The following is a 20299-nucleotide window of genomic DNA, read 5'->3' as shown; positions in this document are numbered from 1 at the left end:
TGACAGCTTTTCGCCTTTCACTGTCTAACCTGTCATAATTACCGGGTTTTCTTGACAGCTTTCCGGCTTCCTCAGCCAAACCTGTCATAATACCAGCAGCTTACAATTGCTTACTAATAACAATCTTCTGTATCTCGCTTGTGCCTTCGTAAATTTCGGTTACTTTGGCGTCGCGGAAGTAGCGTTCGACTGGGTAGTCTTTTGTATAACCGTAACCGCCGAATACCTGGATGGCTTCGGTTGTGACTTCTACTGCTGTGCGTGATGTGAAAAGTTTTGCCATCGAGGCTTCGATTCCGCACTTTTGTCCTTCTGAGCGCAGCTGGGCAGCGCGATAGATTAATAGTTTTGCAGCTTCGACGGATGTTGCCATGTCAGCGAGCTTGAAGCCGACTCCTTGCTGGGCAGCAATTGGCTTGCCGAACTGGACTCTTTCTTTTGCATAATCAGTCGCCGCTTCCAAAGCAGCTTCTGCAATCCCAAGTGCCTGAGCGGCAATACCGATGCGTCCGGAGTCAAGGTTGCTCATCGCAATTTTGAACCCTTCGCCTTCCTGGCCAAGCAGGTTTTCTTCTGGCACCTTCATGTCTTCAAATGTCAGCTGGACCGTGCGAGAGCCGTAAAGTCCCATTTTGTGCTCATCCTTGCCGACGATGAAGCCCGGTGTGTCTTTTTCGACGATAAAAGCGGAAACGCCTTTCGTACCAGCTTCAGGATTAGTAGAAGCAAAAACAATATACACATCTGCTTCGCCGCCGTTCGTGATGAACACCTTCGAGCCGTTCAACACATAATGTCCATCTTTCTTGGCCGCCCGCGTTTTCAGGCTTGCAGCATCCGATCCGGCACTTGGTTCTGTCAGACAAAATGCGCCGAGATATTCGCCTGCAGCCAGCTTAGGCACATATTTCTTCTTTTGCTCTTCTGTACCAAAATACAAGATCGGGTTCGTCCCGACTGAAGTATGGACAGACAGGATGACACCAACCGTAGCGCTGACCTTGGAGATTTCATGGATCGCGATGATGTAGGAAATGAAATCCATTTCCGATCCTCCATACTCTTCAGGAACCGGGATTCCCATCAGGCCAAGCTCGCCCATCTTCTTTAAAATCTCTCTCGGGAACTCGCCATCTTCCATTTTTTCAACAAAAGGAGCGATTTCGGTTTGTGCAAAATCTCGCACCATTTTGCGCATCATTTCCTGCTCTTCTGTAAATCTCAGATTCATTTTTAACCCTCCCCACGTCCAGACAAAATCTATGTACGGACGGATAAATTATTACTCGTAAATGTAGAAACCGCGGCCTGATTTTTTGCCTAACCAGCCTGCTTTTACATATTTTCTTAACAGTGGGCAAGGGCGGTATTTGTCATCGCCAAAGCCTTCGTGGAGCGTTTCCATGATGTAGAGGCAAGTATCAAGGCCGATGAAATCCGCAAGGGTCAGCGGTCCCATTGGGTGGTTCATGCCGAGCTTCATGACGTCGTCGATCGCTTCCTTCGTCGCTACTCCCTCGTACAATGTATAGATTGCTTCATTGATCATCGGCATCAGGATGCGGTTTGAAACGAAGCCAGGGAAGTCATTCACTTCGACAGGGACTTTTTCCAATGTCTTGGTGATGTCTTCAATGGTTTGATAAACTTCATCAGCCGTCGCGAGCCCGCGGATGATTTCAACGAGCTTCATTACCGGCACCGGATTCATGAAGTGCATGCCGATGACTTTTTCCGGTCGCTTTGTCGCTGCAGCGATTTCGGTGATTGGTAAAGATGATGTATTGGAAGCAAGAATGGTGTGTTCAGGTGCAATTTCATCAAGCTGGGCAAAGATTTTCGCCTTGATGTCCATGTTTTCAACAGCTGCCTCGATGACGAGGTCAACCTTTGCAGCATCCTGCAGGTCACTTGAAGATGTAATTCTTCCGACAATCACATCAAGCTGTTCTGCTGTCATTCGCCCTTTGTCTACCTGGCGGTCAAGGTTCTTTTTGATGCCGGAAAGTCCGCGTGCCACAAATTCCGGCTTCAGGTCGTTCAAAAACACATCGTATCCTGCCTGCGCGCATACCTGGGCAATACCGGAACCCATTTGTCCTGCGCCAATTACCATAATTGTTTTTACACTCATCGTTTCTCCTCCTATAAAAAGTTCTCGTCAATGGAGGGCAGCTCTTGCATGTGCCCTCTTCTCTTTTCCTTATTGCTTAGGAACCTCGATCATCACTGCGTCACCCTGGCCGCCGCCCGAGCAGATCGCCGCAATGCCGACCCCGCCGCCGCGGCGCTTCAGTTCATGCATCAAAGTAAGAATGATGCGTGCCCCACTGGCTCCGATAGGATGACCAAGGGCAACCGCACCGCCGTTTACATTGATCTTCTCTGGATCAAGGTTCGCAATGCGTCCACTCGTCAACGCGACTGCAGCAAAAGCTTCGTTGATTTCAAATAGATCGATTTCCTCAAGCGACTTGCCAGTTTTTTTCAACAATTCGTTAATGACAATTCCAGGTGTCTTCGGGAAGTCCTTCGCTTCTGTTGCGATGGCCGCGTGCCCAAGGATGACTGCCTGCGGTGTCCTGCCTTCACGCTGTGCACGCTCTTCGCTCATCAGCACGAGGGCCGCCGCGCCGTCATTGATGCCTGGTGCGTTACCGGCAGTAATCGTGCCGTCCGAGTTGAACACTGGGCCTAACTTAGCTAGTTTTTCAACTGATGTATCCTTCCTTGGTGCTTCATCATGCTGAACCAAAATTGGATCGCCCTTCCGCTGCGGCACTTCAACAGGTACGATTTCTTCTGCTAGCTTGCCTGACTCAATCGCTTCAATCGCCTTCTGGTGGCTGCGATATGACCATTCATCCTGTTCCTCGCGGCTGATTTCATATTCTTTCGCTACTTCATTTCCGTAAGTGCCCATATGGACTCCCTTGAAACTGCAAGTCAATCCGTCATGGATCATCAAGTCCCTCACCTGTCCGTCGGCCATGCTGAAGCCCCAGCGTGCTTTCGGAAGAATATAAGGCGCGTTGCTCATTGACTCCATTCCGCCGGCAACGATGACTTCCTCGTCTCCCGCGCGGATGATCTGGTCTCCAAGCGTCAAGCTGCGCATGCCTGATGCACAAACCTTATTGATTGTTTCCGTTTTTACTTCCCACGGGATTCCTGCTTCTCTTGCAGCCTGGCGTGAAGGGAGCTGTCCCTGGCCTCCCTGCAATACTGTGCCAAGAATGACCTCGCCGATTTCTTCAGGCTTAACGTCGGCACGCGCCATCGCTTCTTTTACCGCGATTCCGCCTAGCTGGCTCGCCGTGAATCCGCTCAAAGCTCCCCCCAAGCTTTCCAAATGGTGTTCTAGCTCCTGCTAAAATGACTGTCTTTCCCATTGCCATCTCTCCCTTTCCATCTATTCTTTTTTGAAAATGTAAAATCAATTTTGTTTCGAGCGGCTACGAGTGACTGAACGCTCGCTCGAAACCGGTCCAAAAAAATTTGCGTATTCTTGTTTATGTGAGGTTCTAAGGTGGATTCTTGCCGAAGAATAATGTAAGCGCTTTATCATATTATTCATTTTACTTTAAAAATAGTAGAAATTGAAACACTTTGCTAAAAATTCTGTCTTATGTCGAATTTTTACCTGTGAGTCAACTTCTACTATTTAAGTTTTAAGGATTAATCTGCATTAAGAAACAAGCGGTTTGATTTCACCGAAAACGGATTTTTCAAGTAGTTCGGCAACGTCTAAGGTGTCGACGTTTTCTTCTACTTCCTTCGCTTTCGTTCCGTCAGATAGCATTGTCAGACAGTATGGGCATCCGGAACTGATGACGGATGGGTTCACTGCAAGTGCCTGTTCTGTACGGGATACATTGATTCTGTGTCCTGTTTCCTCTTCCATCCACATCAAGCCGCCACCAGCGCCACAGCACATGGCTGTATCACGGCTGCGCTCCATTTCCTTAAGGTCCACACCTGGAATCGCCTTGAGGATATCACGCGGTGCGTCATACACTTCGTTATAACGTCCAAGGTAGCAGGAATCGTGGAAAGTGATTGTTTCGTTCACTGCATGCTTTGGAGTCAGCCTTCCTTCTTTCACAAGTTGTGCAAGAAGCTCGGTATGGTGGTAAACCTCACCTTCAAAGCCGAAATCAGGATACTCATTCTTAAAGATATTGTATGCGTGAGGGTCGATCGTCACGATCTTCTTCACTTCATTTTTCTCGAACTCTTCGATATTCTTTGTCGCAAGTTCCTGGAACAAGAACTCGTTGCCCAGGCGGCGTGGTGTATCACCGGAGTTCTTTTCTTTGTTTCCAAGGATGGCGAACTTGACGCCTGCTTCGTTCAATAGCTTAGCGAAAGAAAGAGCGATCTTCTGACTGCGGTTATCGAATGAACCCATCGCGCCAACCCAGAATAAGTATTCAAATTCTTCGTCTGCCTTTTTCATTTCTTTTACCGTAGGAATGACAACATCGTCGCGAAGCTCGCGCCAGTTTTCCTTTTCCTTGCGGTTCAAGCCCCAAGGATTGCCCTGGCGCTCGATATTGGTCATCGCGCGCTGTGCATCGGCGTCCATCTTCCCTTCAGTCAAAACAAGATAACGGCGAAGGTCGATGATTTTGTCAACGTGTTCGTTCATAACCGGACATTGATCTTCACAGTTACGGCAAGTTGTACAAGCCCAGATCTCTTCCTCTGTGATGACATCGCCGATCATGCTCGGGCTGTATGCGAGCCCTGCTGCAGCTTCATTCGCACCCTGGCCGGCAGCCGCTAATGCGAGTTGGTTGCCTTTAGTATTTGAAAAAGCAAAAGTCGGAACCCAAGGCTGCTTGGAAGTGACTGCTGCACCGTGAAGAGTCAAATGGTCACGCAGCTTTACGATCAGGTCCATTGGTGACAGCATTTTTCCAGTGCCTGTTGCCGGACACATATTCGTACAGCGTCCACATTCAACACAAGCATAAAAATCGATCATTTGTTCATAATTGAAATCGGTGATTTTACCTGCACCGAATGTTTCCTGAGTTTCATCTTCAAAATCAATTTTTGTAATTTTTCCCGGAGAATCAACCCTTGTTAAATAAACATTGGCTGGTCCAGCAATCAAGTGAGCATGCTTGGATTGCGGCACGTACACCAGGAACGCAAGCAGGAACAAGAGGTGAATCCACCATGAGATATAGAAAATCGTGATGGCAGCTGCCTCAGGAATTCCACTGAATGTTGCTGCAATAAGAGATGCAACCGGTTCAGTCCATGTTCCTTCATGGCCATGCCAGATCATGCCCATTCCGTTGCCGAGCAAAACAGAAAGCATTAATCCGCCGATGAATAGTAGAACTAGACCATTTTTAAAGCCGCGCTTCAGACGGACAAGCTTTTCAACATAACGGCGGTAAAAAGCCCACACTACCGCTACAAGAATTGTAAGCGTAACAAGCTCCTGAAAAAATGTGAAACCAGGATATAAAGGGCCTAATGGCAAATGTGAGCCAGGCTTGATTCCCTTCCAGATAAAATCAATTGCCCCAAATTGGACAAGAAGAAATCCATAGAAAAACATAACGTGGATCGCACCGCTTTTCTTGTCCTTCAAAAGCCTTTTCTGGCCAAATACATGGACAAGGATTCTTCTCCAGCGATCCTTGATATCATCATCAAACTCTGATTTCTTGCCGAGCTTAATGTACTCGATTCTCGTCTTTACCACGTACACAAACAAGCTGACAGCGTAAGCGGTTACAAGCAAGAACGCGATAAGATTAATCCATAGCAGACCGTTCATAAAAATCATTTACCCCTTTCGATGCTGATTTTTGGATGAAAATTTTTAACCAAACAAATTTTCTGAATATACCTTTAACTACATTATATAATGAATGAGCATTCAGTCAACTCATTTCCTTTCATTTCTGAAAATTGTTTACACTTCCTCTTTTACAGGAACTTAACATATATGAAGCAATTTCGGCAAAAATAATATGAAAAGCGGAAGCGCCTTGGTCAGCCTCGACAAGCGCTGGAGGGTCGACCGGTGAAGTCGTTCTTTGACTTCACCTGAGCGGACCGAAACTGAAATGTATAGCCGACTGTTCAGAAACGCAGAAAACTGGAGACTCCGACAAAGAAGCGCTTTTTGCTTCTGCCGGCGGAGTTGAAATTTCGGAGTTTCTAGGAGGCGGCACTAGACTAGCGTCTCGAGGAGTTAGGAGCCGCAGCTAGACATGCGACTAGGGGCTAGGCGCTGGAGCCGGACACTGATCGAGGTGAATCCAGCTATGCTTTAATTTACTTTTCAAGGGAGCCGAATTGCTATGGATTTTGGATGGATTTTGATTGCAATAATAGCAGGACTTGTCCTCTGGCTCTATGCAGACTTCATGCTCGGCAGGAAAAAACATCTGGCAAATGCCCAAACGAATAGGCTGCCAGTTAGGAAAAGCAACCTTGCCATTTTTGCAGAAGGTCCTAAATTGTTTGATGACCTTTTTTCGGAAATAAAAAATGCAAAGCAGCACATTCATATTTTGTTTTACATCGTGCAAGATGATAAAATCAGCCAGGAATTTCTCACTATTGTAAAAGAAAAAGTTAAATCTGGTGTCGAGGTGCGGCTAATGGTCGACTGGGTGGGCAACGGGCTGAAACGCAAGACAATCAACTCGTTGAAGGCTGCCGGAGTGGAATTCGCCTATTCCCAAATGCCCAAATTGCCTTTCCTGTTTTATTCTTCACAGGTGCGGAACCACCGCAAGATCACTGTCATTGATGGGGAAATCGCTTATCTCGGCGGCTTCAATATCGGTAAAGAATATAATAATCAAGATCCCAAACTGTCTCCATGGCGTGATTATCATTTAAAAATAACAGGTGAAGGTGTCAGTGATTTGCAGTCTGAGTTCCTTGAGGATTGGCACGCAGCTGCAAAAGTCAATTTATTGCAAAATATAGCCTACTTCCCTTCTCTAGAAAAAGGAGCAATACGGCACCAGATCGTTCCTACTGAAGGCATCCTGCTCGAGGAAATGATGTCAGACCTGATCAGCAATGCAAAGACCTCTATTTTTATCGGTTCACCGTATTTCATCCCGAGTAAAAGGGTATTCAATTTATTAAGGGATGCGATCACAAGAGGTGTTTCAGTTACGGTTCTTGTTCCTCTCATTTCCGACCATGCCCTTGTAAAAGAAGCATCATTCCCATACCTGAGGACTTTGATCAAAGATGGAGCCGAAATTTACCAGTATTTAAATGGATTTTACCATGCAAAGATTCTGCTTGTGGATGATCAGGTTTGTGATGTTGGTACGGCCAATTTTGATAAAAGAAGCATGTTCTTGAATTATGAATTAAACTGCCTGATTTATGATAGTGAATTTATCGAAAAGATTAAAAGGATTTTGACAGAAGACATCCTGAATTCACGGAAGGCTGCATTGGATGATTTCAACCGTGGGACCCTGAAGGAAAAAGCAGCAAGTACAATATCCTACTTTTTGTAAAAGAACTGGTCATCATCAAGGCATTGAAGGAGTGTACCTATGATTATTCGGTTGGGTTATGTATCCACCGCCATCAGCCTTTGGGATGCATCCCCCTCCAAGGCCCTTACATTTGCTCGTTATGGTCAGCTGCCAAAGGAAGAACGTCATGAAAAGCTGCTTTCCGTAACCTATCAGAACCTGGTGAACACAGAAAGAATGATACACTACAATATCGCCCATGATATTCCCTTGTATCGCTTCTCCAGCTCGATTGCGCCTCTGGCTACACATCCGGAGGTCAAGTGGGACTATGTCACGCCATTCCGTGAAAAATGGCAGGAGATTGGCGCACTGGTGAAAAAGCATGGGTTGCGGACAAGCTTTCATCCAAATCAGTTTACCTTGTTCACCTCTCCAAGGGAGGAAGTAACCTCCAATGCGATTCTTGATATGGAATACCATTATGGGATGCTTGAAGCAATGGGACTGGAGAACGAAGCGATCATCAACATCCATATTGGCGGAGCATATGGAAACAAGGAAGAGACCATTTTGCGCTTCCATGAAAACTTCGCCAAACTGCCAGCCCATATCAAAAAAATCACCACGCTTGAAAATGATGATAAAACTTACAATGCGGAAGAAACACTGGCAGCATGCCTGAAAGAGGACGTGCCATTTATGTTCGATTATCATCACCATATGGCGAATCTTTATGACGGGGCTTTGGAAGAATTGCTACCAGCAGGCTTTGGTACCTGGGAACGGACTGGTTTGAAACCTAAGATTCATATCTCCTCCCCCTAAATCGGAAAAAGCATATCGATCCCACGCAGATTATGTTGATTCAGAATTCATCCTGCCACTGATTGATATCCTCCGCGGCATCGGCCAGGACGTCGACTTCATGATCGAAGCAAAAGAGAAGGACAAAGCAGCTCTCAAGCTGGTCGAAGATTTGGCTAAAATCCGCGGAGTGAAACGGATTGGCGGGTCTGTTTTAGAGTGGAAGAAATAAACTAGCATGCTTTTTATGAAAATTTAGATGAAAAAATTTGATTTAAGCCTGGGAACTAATTATTATAGCGAAAATCTTGATTTAATAGCGAAAAAATCTTTTTTTATAGCGAAATTTTTAATTTTATAGCGAAAATAGCCTTTTTATAGCGAAATTCTAATTTTTATAGCGAATTGGAAATTCCGCTTGTTTTTTTCCAATTTAAAAAAGACCCAGCCATCTTCGGCTGGGTCTCATCATTTTCGTGTTACATCTTCTCCGGAGCAGAAACCCCAATCAATTCTAGTGCATTCTTCAATGTGATCTGCGCTGTCTTGATCAGCGACAGGCGGTCCACTGTTCTTTCTTTGTTCTCCAGATCCAATACTTTCTCCGCGTTGTAGAAGCTGTGGAATACGGATGCCAGTTCGAAAATGTAGTTAGAGATTCGATGCGGCATGCGCTTTTGTGCTGCTTCGGCAACAGCCAGCGGGAATTCGCCTAGCTTTTTCAGCAAGTCGATCTCCTTCTCAGCCTGGATATGCTTGAAGTCTGCTTCAATGTCGAAAATCAACCCTTGCTCTGCAGCAGAACGAAGGATGCTGTTAATACGAGCGTGCGCATATTGTGCGTAGAATACTGGGTTTTCATTGGACTGGGATACAGCCAAATCAAGGTCGAAGTCCATATGAGTATCCGCGCTTCTCATTGCGAAGAAGTAACGAACTGCATCCAGACCAACTTCATCAATCAGGTCACGCATCGTAACAGCTTTCCCTGTACGCTTGCTCATCTTCATCTTTTCGCCGTCCTTATAAAGGTGGACGAGCTGGATGATTTCAACTTCAAGCGCATCGCGTCCGTATCCAAGTGCCTCGATCGCGGCCTTCATACGCGGGATATAACCGTGGTGATCCGCTCCCCAGATGTTGATCAGCTTTTCAAAGCCACGCTCAAGCTTGTCCTTATGGTAGGCAATGTCCGGAAGCAAATACGTATAAGAGCCGTCCTGTTTGATCAGCACGCGGTCCTTGTCATCGCCAAGCTCTGATGAACGGAACCATGTTGCCCCATCTTCTTCATAGATATGGCCATTCTCACGCAATGCATCAAGGGCCACGTCGATTTTACCATTTTGATATAGAGAGGTTTCTGAGTACCAAACATCGAACGGAACACGGAAGTTTTCTAGGTCCTGCTTCAGCTTTTCCATTTCATATTTCAAACCGTACTCACGGAAAGCATCGAAGCGCTCCTGGTCGGGAACATTCGCGTACTTGTCGCCGAATTCTTCAGCAAGCTTGTGCCCAATTCCAATGATGTCAGCACCATGGTAGCCGTCTTCAGGCATCGGCTTGTCCATGCCAAGCGCCTGGAAGTAACGTGCCTCAACAGAAAGAGCCAAATTGTTGATCTGGTTCCCAGCGTCGTTGATGTAATATTCACGGGATACATCGTACCCAGCTTTAGCTAGCACATTGCACAGTGAATCACCGACAGCCGCGCCGCGTGCATGGCCAAGGTGAAGGTCGCCTGTCGGGTTTGCAGAAACAAACTCGACCTGGATCTTCTCGCCATTACCTACATTTGATTCGCCATAATTGTCCCCAGCTTCAAGGATTGCCGGAATTAAATCCGTCAAATAGCTGTTATCCATGTAAAAGTTGATGAATCCAGGTCCGGCGATTTCTATTTTCTCAATGGATGCTTTGCTCTTATCAAAATTCTCGATCAGCAGCTCCGCAATTTGGCGAGGTGCTTTCTTCGCAACACGCGCAAGCTGCATCGCCATATTCGTAGAGTAATCCCCATGCGCTTTTTCCTTAGGCGTCTCTAAAATAACGGCCGGAATTTGCGCCTCCTCAGCTAGACCGGCTTTGAGGATCGCCTGCTTGATTTCTTCCTTCAGCTTCAATTGAACCTGTTCAACTATATTCATTTGCCTTCCTCCTTATAATTGATCGTCAAATGGTATGTACCTGCAGTCGCGCCCTGTATTGCCATATCATATAGCAAGTCCACATAGCCCTCCTGCTTTGTCTCGTTAAAATCAGTATCAAGCCGCTTCGTGAGTGCAGAAGTCTGCAGCAGCCCATATTGGGTCTGATAATTGCCCGGAGTTTTTTTATTCAGCAGAAAAAGAAGCCTCATCTTGATCGCACCGCTGCGCAAAATCAACACTTCGTCCCCTGATATTTTAACCGTCGTATGGACATCTCCTTCCTCCATCACTTCATCATATTGGAGGTATGAGCTGTTCGCCTTTTTATAGTATCGGTCAAAAGTGGTCAATTCAAAAGTTTCCTTCTCTTTGCCACTGTAAATCGCCGTTTTTACCGTCACTTTAACAGAAATCTGATCAGCGGGTTTACTAGACACCGTTAACACGCCCTTTTCTTGTCCAGCTTCAGCGCTTGGTCAACTTTGACAAAGTCGCCTGTGCTTTTCTATCTTCATTATAACTTTATAAGTATAAATATTCTCCTATGAAAGTGCAAGGAGCGCAGGAGGAATTGCGTTATGATTCAAAAGGGAAATTTAGGTATATATGTATAGGATTAGTCCCCCTCTAAATCGGGTATCAATTATTAAAACCTTTTAAGTACAAAATTTTAAACTTAAATTAATGTGTAGCTCCAGCGCCTAGCCCCTCGAGACGCTTGCCTAGCTTTGGCTCCTAACTCCTCGAGACGCTAGTCTAGTGTCGCCACCTAGAAACTCCGAAACTTCAGCTTCGCCGGCAGAAGCAAAAAGCGCTTCTTTGTCGGAGCCTCCAGTTTCTGCGTTTCTGGGCAGTCGGCTATACTTTTCGTTTTCGGTCCGCTCAGGTGAAGTCAAAGAACGACTTCACCGGTCGGCCCTCCAGTGCTTGTCGGGGCTGACCAAGGCGCTTGCGCTTTTCAATTTAAGGAGGTGGTCTACATGAAAATCGAAGTAAAATGCGAAGTAGAAAACTGCAAATATTGGGCAGAAGGCGATAAATGTGTTGCCGATTCCATCCTTGTTGTTGCGAATACTGGCAAACAAGCCGCCAATGAACGTGAAACCATTTGTGATACATTCGAAAAGATGTAATAACGGGAACTGGACAGAGTGGCTGTCCAGTTTTTTATTATTATCCGAGAAAACCTCAGTTTTTCCTGCAAAAGTAAGCTTGGATTCTGCGAAAGGATAAACCACCATAATTCAGCGATCTTCATGCATAATTGCTCGCACTTGAAAAAACACCCCCTTTTCAAAAAGGGAGTGTCTACTAATTTTATTTTACAAACCCAAGCAGCATTTCACGAATGATTTTGCTTGCTGTGTTGGCTGTCATTTCAGATGTATCGTAGATTGGCGCGACTTCAACAAGGTCTGCTCCAACTACGTTCACGCCAGAATTTGCGATTGCATGGATCGATGCAAGCAACTCTTTAGAAGTGATGCCTCCAGCGTCGACTGTTCCAGTTCCTGGTGCATGTGCAGGATCAAGTACGTCAATGTCGATCGTGACATATACCGGACGACCAGCAAGTGTCGGCAATACTTCCTTTAATGGCTCAAGCACTTCAAACTTGGAAATGTGCATGCCCACTTCCTTCGCCCACTGAAATTCTTCCTTCATTCCAGAACGGATTCCGAATGAATAAACATTTTTCGGGCCAATGTGCTCAGCAATCTTGCGAATTGGCGTTGAGTGTGACAATGGCTCGCCCTCATAGTTTTCACGCAGGTCTGTATGCGCGTCAAAGTGGATGATGGCAAGGTCTTCGTACTTTTTCGCGACTGCCTTCATGACCGGCCAGGATACCAGATGCTCGCCACCCATTCCAAGCGGGAATTTTTCCTCAGCCAAAAGCTTGTCTACGTATTCCTCAATCAAATCAAGGCTTTTCTGGGCATTACCGAATGGGAGCGGAATATCTCCTGCATCGAAATAGTTAAGATCAGCCATCTCGCGGTCAAGATACGGGCTGTATTCTTCAAGGCCGATCGATACCTCGCGGATGCGGGTCGGGCCGAAGCGTGAACCCGGTCGGTAGCTGACTGTCCAGTCCATTGGCATTCCGTAGAGGACAGCCTTGCTTTCGTTAAAGTTTGAATGGCTGCCGATAAACACATTGCCAGAATATGCTTCATCAAAACGCATTCCAAACACCTCTTTCAGTTGTTTTTTTACAGTAAAACGGCCCCCCCGGTTTAACCGGGAAGCCGAAATAAACATTGTGCTGAGTCTTGATTATTTTACAAGGTCGCCAACGAACTTTGGCAATACGAAAGCTGCTTTGTGAAGCTCTTTCGTGTAGTACTTTGTTTCGATTTCGTGGAAACGGTCTTCGCTCACTTCTAGTGGATCATGTTTCTTGGATCCAAGTGTGAATGCCCACATTCCGCTTGGATATGTTGGGATATTCGCAATATAAAGGCGTGTGATCGGGAAGATTTCCTTAACATCCTTCTGAACATTGCGGATAAGGTCAGCCTTGAACCAAGGGTTGTCAGACTGTGCAACAAAAATTCCGTCTTCCTTCAATGCTTTTGAAATTCCAGCGTAGAAGCCCTTTGTGAAAAGGTTTACTGCAGGACCGACTGGTTCAGTAGAGTCAACCATGATGACATCGTACTGGTTTTCGCTTTCTGCGATATGCATGAAGCCGTCGCCGACCTGGACATCTACACGTGGATCGTCCAGCTTGCCTGCGATTTCAGGCAGGTATTTTTTAGAATACTCGATTACCTTTCCATCGATATCAACAAGAGTCGCCTTTTTCACGCTAGGGTGCTTAAGCACTTCGCGGATCACTCCTCCGTCTCCGCCTCCAACAACTAGTACATGCTCAGGATTCGGGTGGGTGAACAATGGAATATGTGCAACCATCTCGTGGTAAACGAACTCATCTTTAACAGAAGTCATGACCATGTCGTCAAGCAGAAGCATATTGCCCCACTCTTCTGTTTCCACCATATCAAGCTTCTGGAATTCTGTCTGTTCTGTATGTAACGTCTTGTTCACTTTCATCGTGATACCAAAGTTTTCTGTCTGCTTTTCTGTAAACCAAAGACCCATTTTTATTCCTTCCTTTCGGCAAAAAAATTTCCGTTATGATGCGGCGAATTTCAAGTGTTGAACTCTTAAACGTCTTATCCAAAAGATTACATATATGTCCAGCTGCGGCTCCTAGCTCCTCGAGTCACTTCGGTCCGTCCGGTGAAGTCAAAGAACGACTTCTCCTGCCGGCCCTCCAGTGCTTGTCGGAGCTGAACAGTCGCCTCCGCATTTCTTTTTTATACTTCCCCAACATCACAAATACAAACATCAGAAAAAGTATAGTTGAATCTAGCAAAAATGCAAGCAAAATTTAATTAACTTTGATTCTATGTTTAAAAATTGCTGTTTTTTTTCATACTGATAATATCTATCTTTTTTTAGGAGGAAGCATTTATGGAGCTGATGACAGACCAGCGGTTTCGCAAGACGATGAAATATTTGCGTGCTTTGATTTTTTTCGGACTTGCAGGACTTGCTTTGGCGACTGTACTCTACTTTTCCCTGATCGGTTATGCGAAGCTCCAGGGTCCGCCTCCTCTGGCCGTGCCGCAATCGACCTTGTTTTTCTCCGATGATGGAACGGTGATCGGCGAAAGCCATTCCGGCCAAAAGCGCTATTGGGTGGCTCTCAAGGATATTTCGCCTCATTTGATTAATGCGACGATTTCTATAGAGGATAAGACCTTTTTTACCCATAATGGGTTTGATTATAAGCGGATTGCCGGTGCGGCGCTTGCTGACTTGAAGGCGATGGTCAAGGTTCAGGGTGCGAGCACGATCACTCAGCAATATGCAAGGAACCTTTATCTGGAACATGATAAGACATGGAAACGGAAGGCGACCGAGGCGCTTTACACTTTGCGCCTTGAGATGAATTATTCCAAGGACGAGATTCTCGAAGGCTATCTGAATACGATTTATTATGGCAATGGTGCATACGGCATCCAGGCAGCGAGTCGTTATTATTTTGGCAAGGACGCGAAGGAATTATCCCTGGCGGAAGCTTCCATGCTGGCCGGAATCCCGAAAGGACCAAGCATTTACTCACCTCTCGCTTCAATGGAAAAAGCAAAGCAGCGACAGCGCACCATTTTAAGTACGATGAAGACAAACGGTTATATTACCGAGCTTGCCGCACAAAGAGCAAGCATCGAAAAGCTGAAGCTAGTCGGAGAGCATCAGCATTCCAGGATTGGAGCGGCTCCATACTTCCAGGACGCTGTCCAGAATGCACTCCGCAATTCATTGAACTTTGATGATCGGACCATTTCCCTTGGGGGATTGAGGGTTTATACGACACTCGATCTTGAGCAACAGGAAATAGCCGAGAAGTCTATCGACAAAATGATTGCAGCTGATTCAGAAATCCAGACAGGATTTGTGGCAATGAATCCGAAGAATGGACATGTGGTTGCGCTTGTCGGCGGCAGGAAGTATGAGGAAAGTCCGTTCAACCGGGCTGTGCAGGCTGTCAGACAGCCTGGTTCGACAATGAAACCGATTCTGTATTATGCCGCACTTGAAAATGGTTTTACTCCATCGTCCACAATGAAAAGCCAGCTGACGACGTTCATGTTCGATGATGGACGTTCAGAGTATACACCGCATAATTTTAACAATAAATATGCTGAAGATGACATAACGATGGCGCAGGCTTTGGCCTTATCTGATAATGTATACGCCGTGAAAACCCATCTGTTCCTGGGAGAAGAAACCCTTGTGGAAACGGCGAAACGATTTGGAATCAAATCGGATATGGAAAAGGTTCCATCGCTAGCCCTTGGCACATCCGGTGTCAGGGTAATTGATATGGCCAATGCCTATAGTATTTTGGCAAATGGCGGTAAAAAAGTAGATCCTGTGCTGATCAAGAAGGTTGAGAATCATAAAGGTGAAGTGATATACGAATATAAGGCTGAAAAAGAAGAAGTTCTGAAACCGGAACTCGCCTCGGTGATGACCCATATGCTGACAGGCATTTTTGATAAAAAACTCAATGGCTATTCTTCTGTTACAGGAAGCACACTGATTAAAAAGATGACTCAGCCATACGCTGCTAAGTCTGGAACGACTGAAACAGACAGCTGGATGATCGGTTATACCCCTCAGCTCGTTTCCGCAGTATGGACAGGTTATGATAAAGGGAAGCCAATTGAGCTGACAGTGGAGAAATCCTATGCGAAGAATATCTGGCTCGATTTTATGGAAAAAGCACTTGATAATGAGCCTGTGAAAAAATTCAAGGCATCAAAAGGAACTGTCACCGTCTATGTTGACCCAGCCAATGGCAAGCTCGCTGCTGACGGATGCCCGGTTAAAAGGCTGACATTATTCGCTGCAGGTACAGAGCCTACTGAATACTGCACAGAACACCTAGATCATGAAGAGCATAAGGAAGAACAGCCTAAGAAGGAAAAGGAAAAAAAACCATGGTATAAGCGGATTTTCGGGTTGTAGACCATCCTATATACCATACGTTGTCAACAACAATTATCTCAGTATAGCAAGAAAAGCGTAAGCGCCTTGGTCAGCCCCGACAAGCGCTGGAGGACCTGACAGTGAAGTCGTTCTTAGACTTCATTGGCAGGACCGAAAACGAAATGTATAGCCGACTGCCCAGAAACGCAGAAACTGGAGACTCCGACAAAGAAGCGCTTTTTGCTTCTGCCGGCGGAGTTGAAGTTTCGGAGTTTCTAGGAGGCGACACTAGACTAGCGTCTCGAGGAGTTAAGAGCCAAAGCTAGACAAGCGTCTCGAGGGGCTAGGCGCTGAAGCTGGCCATTTCTCGAAGTGAAAAATTAAATTTACATTGTAAAAAGAAAAACCCCGGAAGCAAGCCTCCGGGGTTTTCCTCGTCCTAGCATAAAATGTGTTTTACGCTGATATCAGTTTACTTTTTTTATTGCATTTGAGCAAGCCAGATATTGTCACTTGCTGTTAACTGTCACAATTTAGACAAATTATTAGGAGAATTATCCAGATATATTAATTGGCTAGTAAGCCCGCTTTCAGCTTATCTTCAGAGCGTTCCCACATTCCCGGATCATGATTCTTCAGGAAATCAGCCAGGATCTGTTTTGATTTTTCATCCATATGGTCGACAATGATATGGCGCTTGATAGACTTATCAAGACGGTTCACATGCTCCGGCAGCGATTTGTACCCGCGGCGAATTTCACGGTTGACAGTCATTTCGCAGGCTGTGACACCTGCATAATAAGGTCCTTCTTCCTTCCTGTCAATTGTCACCCAGACAACCCAATATAACTTTGCATCAGGTACTTCATTCCGATCCGGAAGAAACTTAATCCCTTTCTCAACAGCACTGCGAGCGTGCATCGCACCAACTTCTACAGCAGCCTCCCCTGCTTCCACGTCAATGATGACCGGCGAGACATTATCAAGTGTCAGAACACCTTTACCGAAACCCTTATGGCCGTCCATCGGGTCATTTTTTATTATATTGAAGCCAATATTCTTGCCCTTTTTTTCTTCCATGTTGGAAACCTCCTTAAAATAAATCAGAAAAATAGATTGTATATTCCATCAGTCACAGCCGGAATCAAATAGTAGAAAATCGGCTGGATTGTATATTGATCAAGGGGTGTGATCACAAGGATCAAGAAAATGATCGATCCATACGCTTCATACTGGGTCATTTTCGCCCTGATGTCCGCTGGTGCCAGGTCCTCGATGATTCGGTAACCATCAAGCGGCGGGAACGGCAATAGGTTGAAGATGAACAGCATCGCATTCAGTCCGATAAAGATATTCAGGAAGTCCAGGAAAAACTCTGGAACCCCAGGCGCCAATCCTAGCATCACAAATATGTACCAGATAGCCATTGCCAGGAAGACTAGAATAAGATTACTTACTGGGCCGGCAACCGACACGAGCACTCCGGCAAGCTTTGGATTTTTGAACATGAAGCGATTGACCGGAACCGGTCTCGCCCAACCAAATCCTGCGATAAAAATTAAGATGGTTCCCAGCGGGTCCAGATGCTTGATCGGGTTCAGTGTCAATCGTCCCTGTCTCTGGGCGGTCGGGTCGCCAAACTTATACGCAACCCAGGCGTGCGCAAATTCATGGACAGCGAAAGCAATCATCAATGCGGCAGCCACATACGGAATTTCCTCTAACGAATAGGGTAAGCTCACATTCCATTCCCCTTTTTTGTCTTTTCTTTGTCTAGCTTCAGCGCCTAGCCCCTCGAGTCGCTTCGAACCGCCCAATGAAGTCAAAGAGCGACTTCACCGGTCGGTCCTCCAGCGCTTGTCGGGGCTGACCAAGGCGCTTACGCTTTTCTTAAAGTATAACCCATTCTCCTTCGAATGTGAAAAAGTGAATCTTCGACCAGACTTGCGAATTTTGATGAATTATGAAAAACTCAATTTAGATTTACATATCAACCATTTCAAGGAGGCAATACACATGCCATACGTAACAGTAAAAATGCTTGAAGGACGCACAGAGGATCAAAAGAAAGCATTGGTTGAAAAAGTAACAGACGCTGTCAGCGAGACAACTGGCGCACCTAAAGAAAAAGTCGTCATTTTCATCGAGGAAATGACGAAGAACCACTATGGTGTTGCAGGCAAGCGGTTGAGTGACGAGTAGGATGGACTAAAAGCTCAGAGGATTCTGGGCTTTTTCTCTTTATGTGCCCCGTTTTCTTTCTTACTCCCTCATCCGGGCACATATCTTCCTTTTTATGTGACCAGCTTTCCTTCTTACATAAAAAAACCGAGCACAAAACCCTAAATAGGTTCCATACTCGATTTCATGATTCAAATATCCTTATGCCAACAATTGCTTTGACTTATTTTTCAAGCTTCCAATATATGCATAAGCGTCGTCAATTTCTTCGTCTGTATACTTCTGGCTCTTCTTCACGGTCTGGATTTTTTCCCGGACCTCAGCTTCTGGCAAGTTATCAAAATACAAAACAGTGGAAACGAGTTCAAGGAATCTTGCATTCTGATCGTTGATGTCTGTCAGGCAGTCGCCAAGGCATGGCATCTCGACGCTGTTTTCACCGAGGAATTCCTGGCCTGCTTCTGTCAATGTGTAGCGGTACTGATAGTAGCCGCCCTTCTTTTCCTTCACTTCGTCCAGAAAACCCATATTGCAAAGTTCTTCCACTCTCAGTGTAAGTTCTTCGGAATACGGTCCGTAAAAGTGGAACTGGAATCGTTCCTGGAACGGGAATTCCATCTTTTTGGCGATATAGATCATTTTCTGAAGCTTTTTCCTGCCGATGACCTCTCCGGAAACTGAAATAGCTTGTATGATTTTAGCGTGGTCTTTTAGCAAAACGTGTCAACTCCTGTATCAAATGGTCCCATTGTCTAAGTTCAGCTCAAGAATCTGTGCAATCTGTTCAATCTCAGGGCGTGCTTTCTCCTTTTCCAGGAAATCGGAAGGATAATATAGTTTATGGTCTGTCCGTCTTTTACCGGAAATGGCGTCGACAATATCAGACTCTCGCGACAGCTCGCGGATTTCGCCGTTTTTCTTCAGCAGATGGATCGGAAGGCGTTCTTCCTCTTCACCTGGACGATAGAAATCGTAGGGCAGATCTGATGAGGAATCAACAACCAGGTAATATTCAGGATCCAATCCCGCCTGTTCAAATAACAGAGAAAGCTTCGCAAGCTTCTTGTATTCTTTAGCAGGATCAAACTCAACATATTTAAATAGATTGCGGTTATTAAAGCGGCGGCACAAATCGCTCAGGATTTCGTCCTCTTCTTCCTCCCATATCTGGAAATAGTAGAGGAATACGGCTTCATCTAACTTTAAATAGTCTTCGAGTGTCATGCGGTCTTCAAAAATTGAATAAAAATGATGCGGTTTATGTTTAAAGGTGTAGTTTTGCTCGTGAAGGTGTTTGGCACGGTGCAGGATTTTCGTCAGTATGACTTCCGCACTCCTTGTCACTGGATGGAAATAAACCTGCCAGTACATCTGATAGCGGCTCATTATGTAATCCTCTACAGCATGCATCCCGCTCTGCTTGATCACGACCTGATCCTCACGCGGACGCATCACACGCAAAATCCGTTCCATATCAAAATGTCCGTAGCTGACTCCGGTAAAATAGGCATCCCTTTGCAGGTAATCCATCCGGTCAGCGTCAATCTGGCTCGAAATCAGGCTGATGACAAGCTTGTTTTCATACGTTTTTTCAATAACCTCAGCGACCTTTTTCGGAAAATCTGGCGCGACTCTCGTCAGCACCTGGTTCACTTCGGTATCGCCCAGGATGATTTCCCTTGTAAAATCCTCATGGTCAAGGTCGAAAACCTTCTCGAACGAATGCGAGAACGGCCCATGGTCAAGATCGTGAAGCAAGGCTGCGCATAGTGATAAAAGGCGCTCCCCTTCGTTCCATTCAGGACGGGAAGCAAAGGCATTGTCGACAATCCGGCGCGTGATTTCGTAGACGCCCAGAGAATGGTTGAACCGGCTGTGTTCAGCTCCGTGGAAAGTCAGGTATGTTGTGCCGAGCTGCTTGATCCTTCTCAGGCGCTGGAACTCCTTCGTTCCAATCAAATCCCAGATTACCCGGTCACGGACATGGACATAGCGGTGTACTGGATCTTTGAAAACTTTTTCTTCAAATAGCTTTTCTTCCGAATATCCCATCGTTCCCCTTCTTCCTGATTAGCTTGTTTTTATTATAGCCTGTTTCGTTCGTCAATTCATCTTGATTTTCTGCATTTTTTTACAAAAATTGCATATTCATTTGCAGGGAATTTCCCTATT

At 45.7% G+C, this 20299-nt stretch carries 17 protein-coding genes and 2 pseudogenes; 6 read left to right on the top strand and 13 right to left on the bottom strand.

What is annotated here, in order from left to right:
- Positions 1–100: 100 nt before the first annotated feature.
- The 4 genes and pseudogenes from LC048_RS23885 to LC048_RS23870 all read right to left on the bottom strand — a co-directional run bounded on the left by LC048_RS23885 (position 101) and on the right by LC048_RS23870 (position 5800).
- Positions 101–1231 carry an acyl-CoA dehydrogenase gene (locus LC048_RS23885; protein WP_226603153.1) on the bottom strand — a complete coding sequence of 377 codons (1131 nt, stop codon included), beginning with the start codon at positions 1229–1231 and terminating at the stop codon, positions 101–103.
- 51 nt (positions 1232–1282) lie between these two features.
- Positions 1283–2134 (bottom strand): 3-hydroxybutyryl-CoA dehydrogenase, encoded by an 852-nt coding sequence (locus tag LC048_RS23880; protein ID WP_306048970.1) that lies wholly within the window; start codon positions 2132–2134, stop codon positions 1283–1285.
- Positions 2135–2203: 69 nt separating this feature from the next.
- A pseudogene (locus tag LC048_RS23875) lies at positions 2204–3392 on the bottom strand (acetyl-CoA C-acetyltransferase).
- A 296-nt stretch (positions 3393–3688) separates the two neighbouring features.
- Complete coding sequence (locus LC048_RS23870; protein ID WP_226603161.1) at positions 3689–5800, bottom strand: (Fe-S)-binding protein; 2112 nt, start codon at positions 5798–5800, stop codon at positions 3689–3691.
- Positions 5801–6329: 529 nt separating this feature from the next.
- On the opposite strand from LC048_RS23870, the gene cls reads away from it, so the two are divergent.
- A complete protein-coding gene (gene cls / locus LC048_RS23865; protein ID WP_226603164.1) occupies positions 6330–7517 on the top strand; it encodes a cardiolipin synthase in 1188 nt (395 codons plus the stop codon).
- A 39-nt stretch (positions 7518–7556) separates the two neighbouring features.
- Positions 7557–8517 (top strand): annotated as a pseudogene (gene uvsE, locus LC048_RS23860) (UV DNA damage repair endonuclease UvsE).
- 247 nt (positions 8518–8764) lie between these two features.
- Here uvsE and argS read toward each other — a convergent pair.
- From argS to LC048_RS23845, 3 genes are all read right to left on the bottom strand, one after another.
- Positions 8765–10435: an arginine--tRNA ligase gene (gene argS, locus LC048_RS23855; protein ID WP_306048967.1), complete on the bottom strand. Its 1671-nt coding sequence runs from the start codon at positions 10433–10435 to the stop codon at positions 8765–8767.
- Positions 10432–10875 (bottom strand): YwiB family protein, encoded by a 444-nt coding sequence (locus LC048_RS23850; protein ID WP_306048966.1) that lies wholly within the window; start codon positions 10873–10875, stop codon positions 10432–10434. The genes argS and LC048_RS23850 overlap by 4 nt, the downstream gene beginning before the upstream one ends.
- 285 nt (positions 10876–11160) lie before the next feature.
- Entirely contained in the window at positions 11161–11334 is a 174-nt protein-coding gene (locus LC048_RS23845) for a hypothetical protein (RefSeq protein WP_226603175.1), read from the bottom strand.
- An 84-nt stretch (positions 11335–11418) separates the two neighbouring features.
- On the opposite strand from LC048_RS23845, the gene LC048_RS23840 reads away from it, so the two are divergent.
- Complete coding sequence (locus LC048_RS23840) at positions 11419–11571, top strand: DUF1540 domain-containing protein (protein ID WP_226603178.1); 153 nt, start codon at positions 11419–11421, stop codon at positions 11569–11571.
- A gap of 184 nt (positions 11572–11755) precedes the next feature.
- On the opposite strand, the gene speB is transcribed toward LC048_RS23840, so the two are convergent.
- Together speB and speE are read right to left on the bottom strand one after the other, a co-directional pair.
- Positions 11756–12628: an agmatinase gene (gene speB / locus LC048_RS23835; protein WP_226603181.1), complete on the bottom strand. Its 873-nt coding sequence runs from the start codon at positions 12626–12628 to the stop codon at positions 11756–11758.
- Positions 12629–12718: 90 nt separating this feature from the next.
- On the bottom strand, positions 12719–13546 hold the full coding sequence (gene speE, locus LC048_RS23830; RefSeq protein WP_226603183.1) for a spermidine synthase: 828 nt from the start codon (positions 13544–13546) through the stop codon (positions 12719–12721).
- 375 nt (positions 13547–13921) lie between these two features.
- On the opposite strand from speE, the gene LC048_RS23825 reads away from it, so the two are divergent.
- Together LC048_RS23825 and LC048_RS23820 are read left to right on the top strand one after the other, a co-directional pair.
- Positions 13922–15985, top strand: coding sequence for a transglycosylase domain-containing protein (locus LC048_RS23825; RefSeq protein WP_306048964.1), 2064 nt, complete (start codon positions 13922–13924; stop codon positions 15983–15985).
- 101 nt (positions 15986–16086) lie between these two features.
- Positions 16087–16272 carry a hypothetical protein gene (locus tag LC048_RS23820; protein WP_226603188.1) on the top strand — a complete coding sequence of 62 codons (186 nt, stop codon included), beginning with the start codon at positions 16087–16089 and terminating at the stop codon, positions 16270–16272.
- 241 nt (positions 16273–16513) lie between these two features.
- On the opposite strand, the gene LC048_RS23815 is transcribed toward LC048_RS23820, so the two are convergent.
- Positions 16514–17026, bottom strand: a complete 513-nt coding sequence (locus tag LC048_RS23815) for a YwhD family protein (protein WP_226603190.1) — start codon at positions 17024–17026, stop codon at positions 16514–16516.
- A 23-nt stretch (positions 17027–17049) separates the two neighbouring features.
- On the bottom strand, positions 17050–17637 hold the full coding sequence (locus LC048_RS23810) for a site-2 protease family protein (RefSeq protein WP_226603543.1): 588 nt from the start codon (positions 17635–17637) through the stop codon (positions 17050–17052).
- A gap of 265 nt (positions 17638–17902) precedes the next feature.
- Between LC048_RS23810 and LC048_RS23805 the strand changes: the two genes are divergently transcribed.
- The gene (locus tag LC048_RS23805) at positions 17903–18148 is read left to right on the top strand and encodes a 2-hydroxymuconate tautomerase (protein WP_371932085.1); all 246 of its coding nucleotides are present in this window, start codon (positions 17903–17905) and stop codon (positions 18146–18148) included.
- A 180-nt stretch (positions 18149–18328) separates the two neighbouring features.
- Here the strand turns inward: LC048_RS23805 and LC048_RS23800 are convergent, their stop codons facing one another.
- Together LC048_RS23800 and LC048_RS23795 are read right to left on the bottom strand one after the other, a co-directional pair.
- Positions 18329–18844, bottom strand: a complete 516-nt coding sequence (locus LC048_RS23800; RefSeq protein ID WP_226603194.1) for a YwgA family protein — start codon at positions 18842–18844, stop codon at positions 18329–18331.
- 18 nt (positions 18845–18862) lie between these two features.
- Complete coding sequence (locus LC048_RS23795) at positions 18863–20179, bottom strand: HD domain-containing protein (RefSeq protein WP_306048961.1); 1317 nt, start codon at positions 20177–20179, stop codon at positions 18863–18865.
- Between the last annotated feature and the right edge of the window lie 120 nt (positions 20180–20299).

The sequence above is a fragment of the Mesobacillus subterraneus genome (genome assembly GCF_020524355.2).
Lineage (GTDB): Bacteria > Bacillota > Bacilli > Bacillales > Cytobacillaceae > Mesobacillus > Mesobacillus subterraneus_C.
Note: the sequence above shows the minus strand (reverse complement) of the source record. Positions and strands in the feature narration are given on the sequence as shown.

Bases quoted from the DNA above. Each gene is read 5' to 3' on its own strand.
- LC048_RS23885 (WP_226603153.1), bottom strand. From the start codon at position 1,231: ATGAATCTGAGATTTACAGAAGAGCAGGAAATGATGCGCAAAATGGTG.
- LC048_RS23880 (WP_306048970.1), bottom strand. From the start codon at position 2,134: ATGAGTGTAAAAACAATTATGGTAATTGGCGCAGGACAAATGGGTTCC.
- LC048_RS23870 (WP_226603161.1), bottom strand. From the start codon at position 5,800: ATGAACGGTCTGCTATGGATTAATCTTATCGCGTTCTTGCTTGTAACC.
- cls (WP_226603164.1), top strand. From the start codon at position 6,330: ATGGATTTTGGATGGATTTTGATTGCAATAATAGCAGGACTTGTCCTC.
- argS (WP_306048967.1), bottom strand. From the start codon at position 10,435: ATGAATATAGTTGAACAGGTTCAATTGAAGCTGAAGGAAGAAATCAAG.
- LC048_RS23840 (WP_226603178.1), top strand. From the start codon at position 11,419: ATGAAAATCGAAGTAAAATGCGAAGTAGAAAACTGCAAATATTGGGCA.
- speB (WP_226603181.1), bottom strand. From the start codon at position 12,628: ATGCGTTTTGATGAAGCATATTCTGGCAATGTGTTTATCGGCAGCCAT.
- speE (WP_226603183.1), bottom strand. From the start codon at position 13,546: ATGGGTCTTTGGTTTACAGAAAAGCAGACAGAAAACTTTGGTATCACG.
- LC048_RS23825 (WP_306048964.1), top strand. From the start codon at position 13,922: ATGGAGCTGATGACAGACCAGCGGTTTCGCAAGACGATGAAATATTTG.
- LC048_RS23815 (WP_226603190.1), bottom strand. From the start codon at position 17,026: ATGGAAGAAAAAAAGGGCAAGAATATTGGCTTCAATATAATAAAAAAT.
- LC048_RS23810 (WP_226603543.1), bottom strand. From the start codon at position 17,637: ATGATTGCTTTCGCTGTCCATGAATTTGCGCACGCCTGGGTTGCGTAT.
- LC048_RS23805 (WP_371932085.1), top strand. From the start codon at position 17,903: ATGAATTATGAAAAACTCAATTTAGATTTACATATCAACCATTTCAAG.
- LC048_RS23795 (WP_306048961.1), bottom strand. From the start codon at position 20,179: ATGGGATATTCGGAAGAAAAGCTATTTGAAGAAAAAGTTTTCAAAGAT.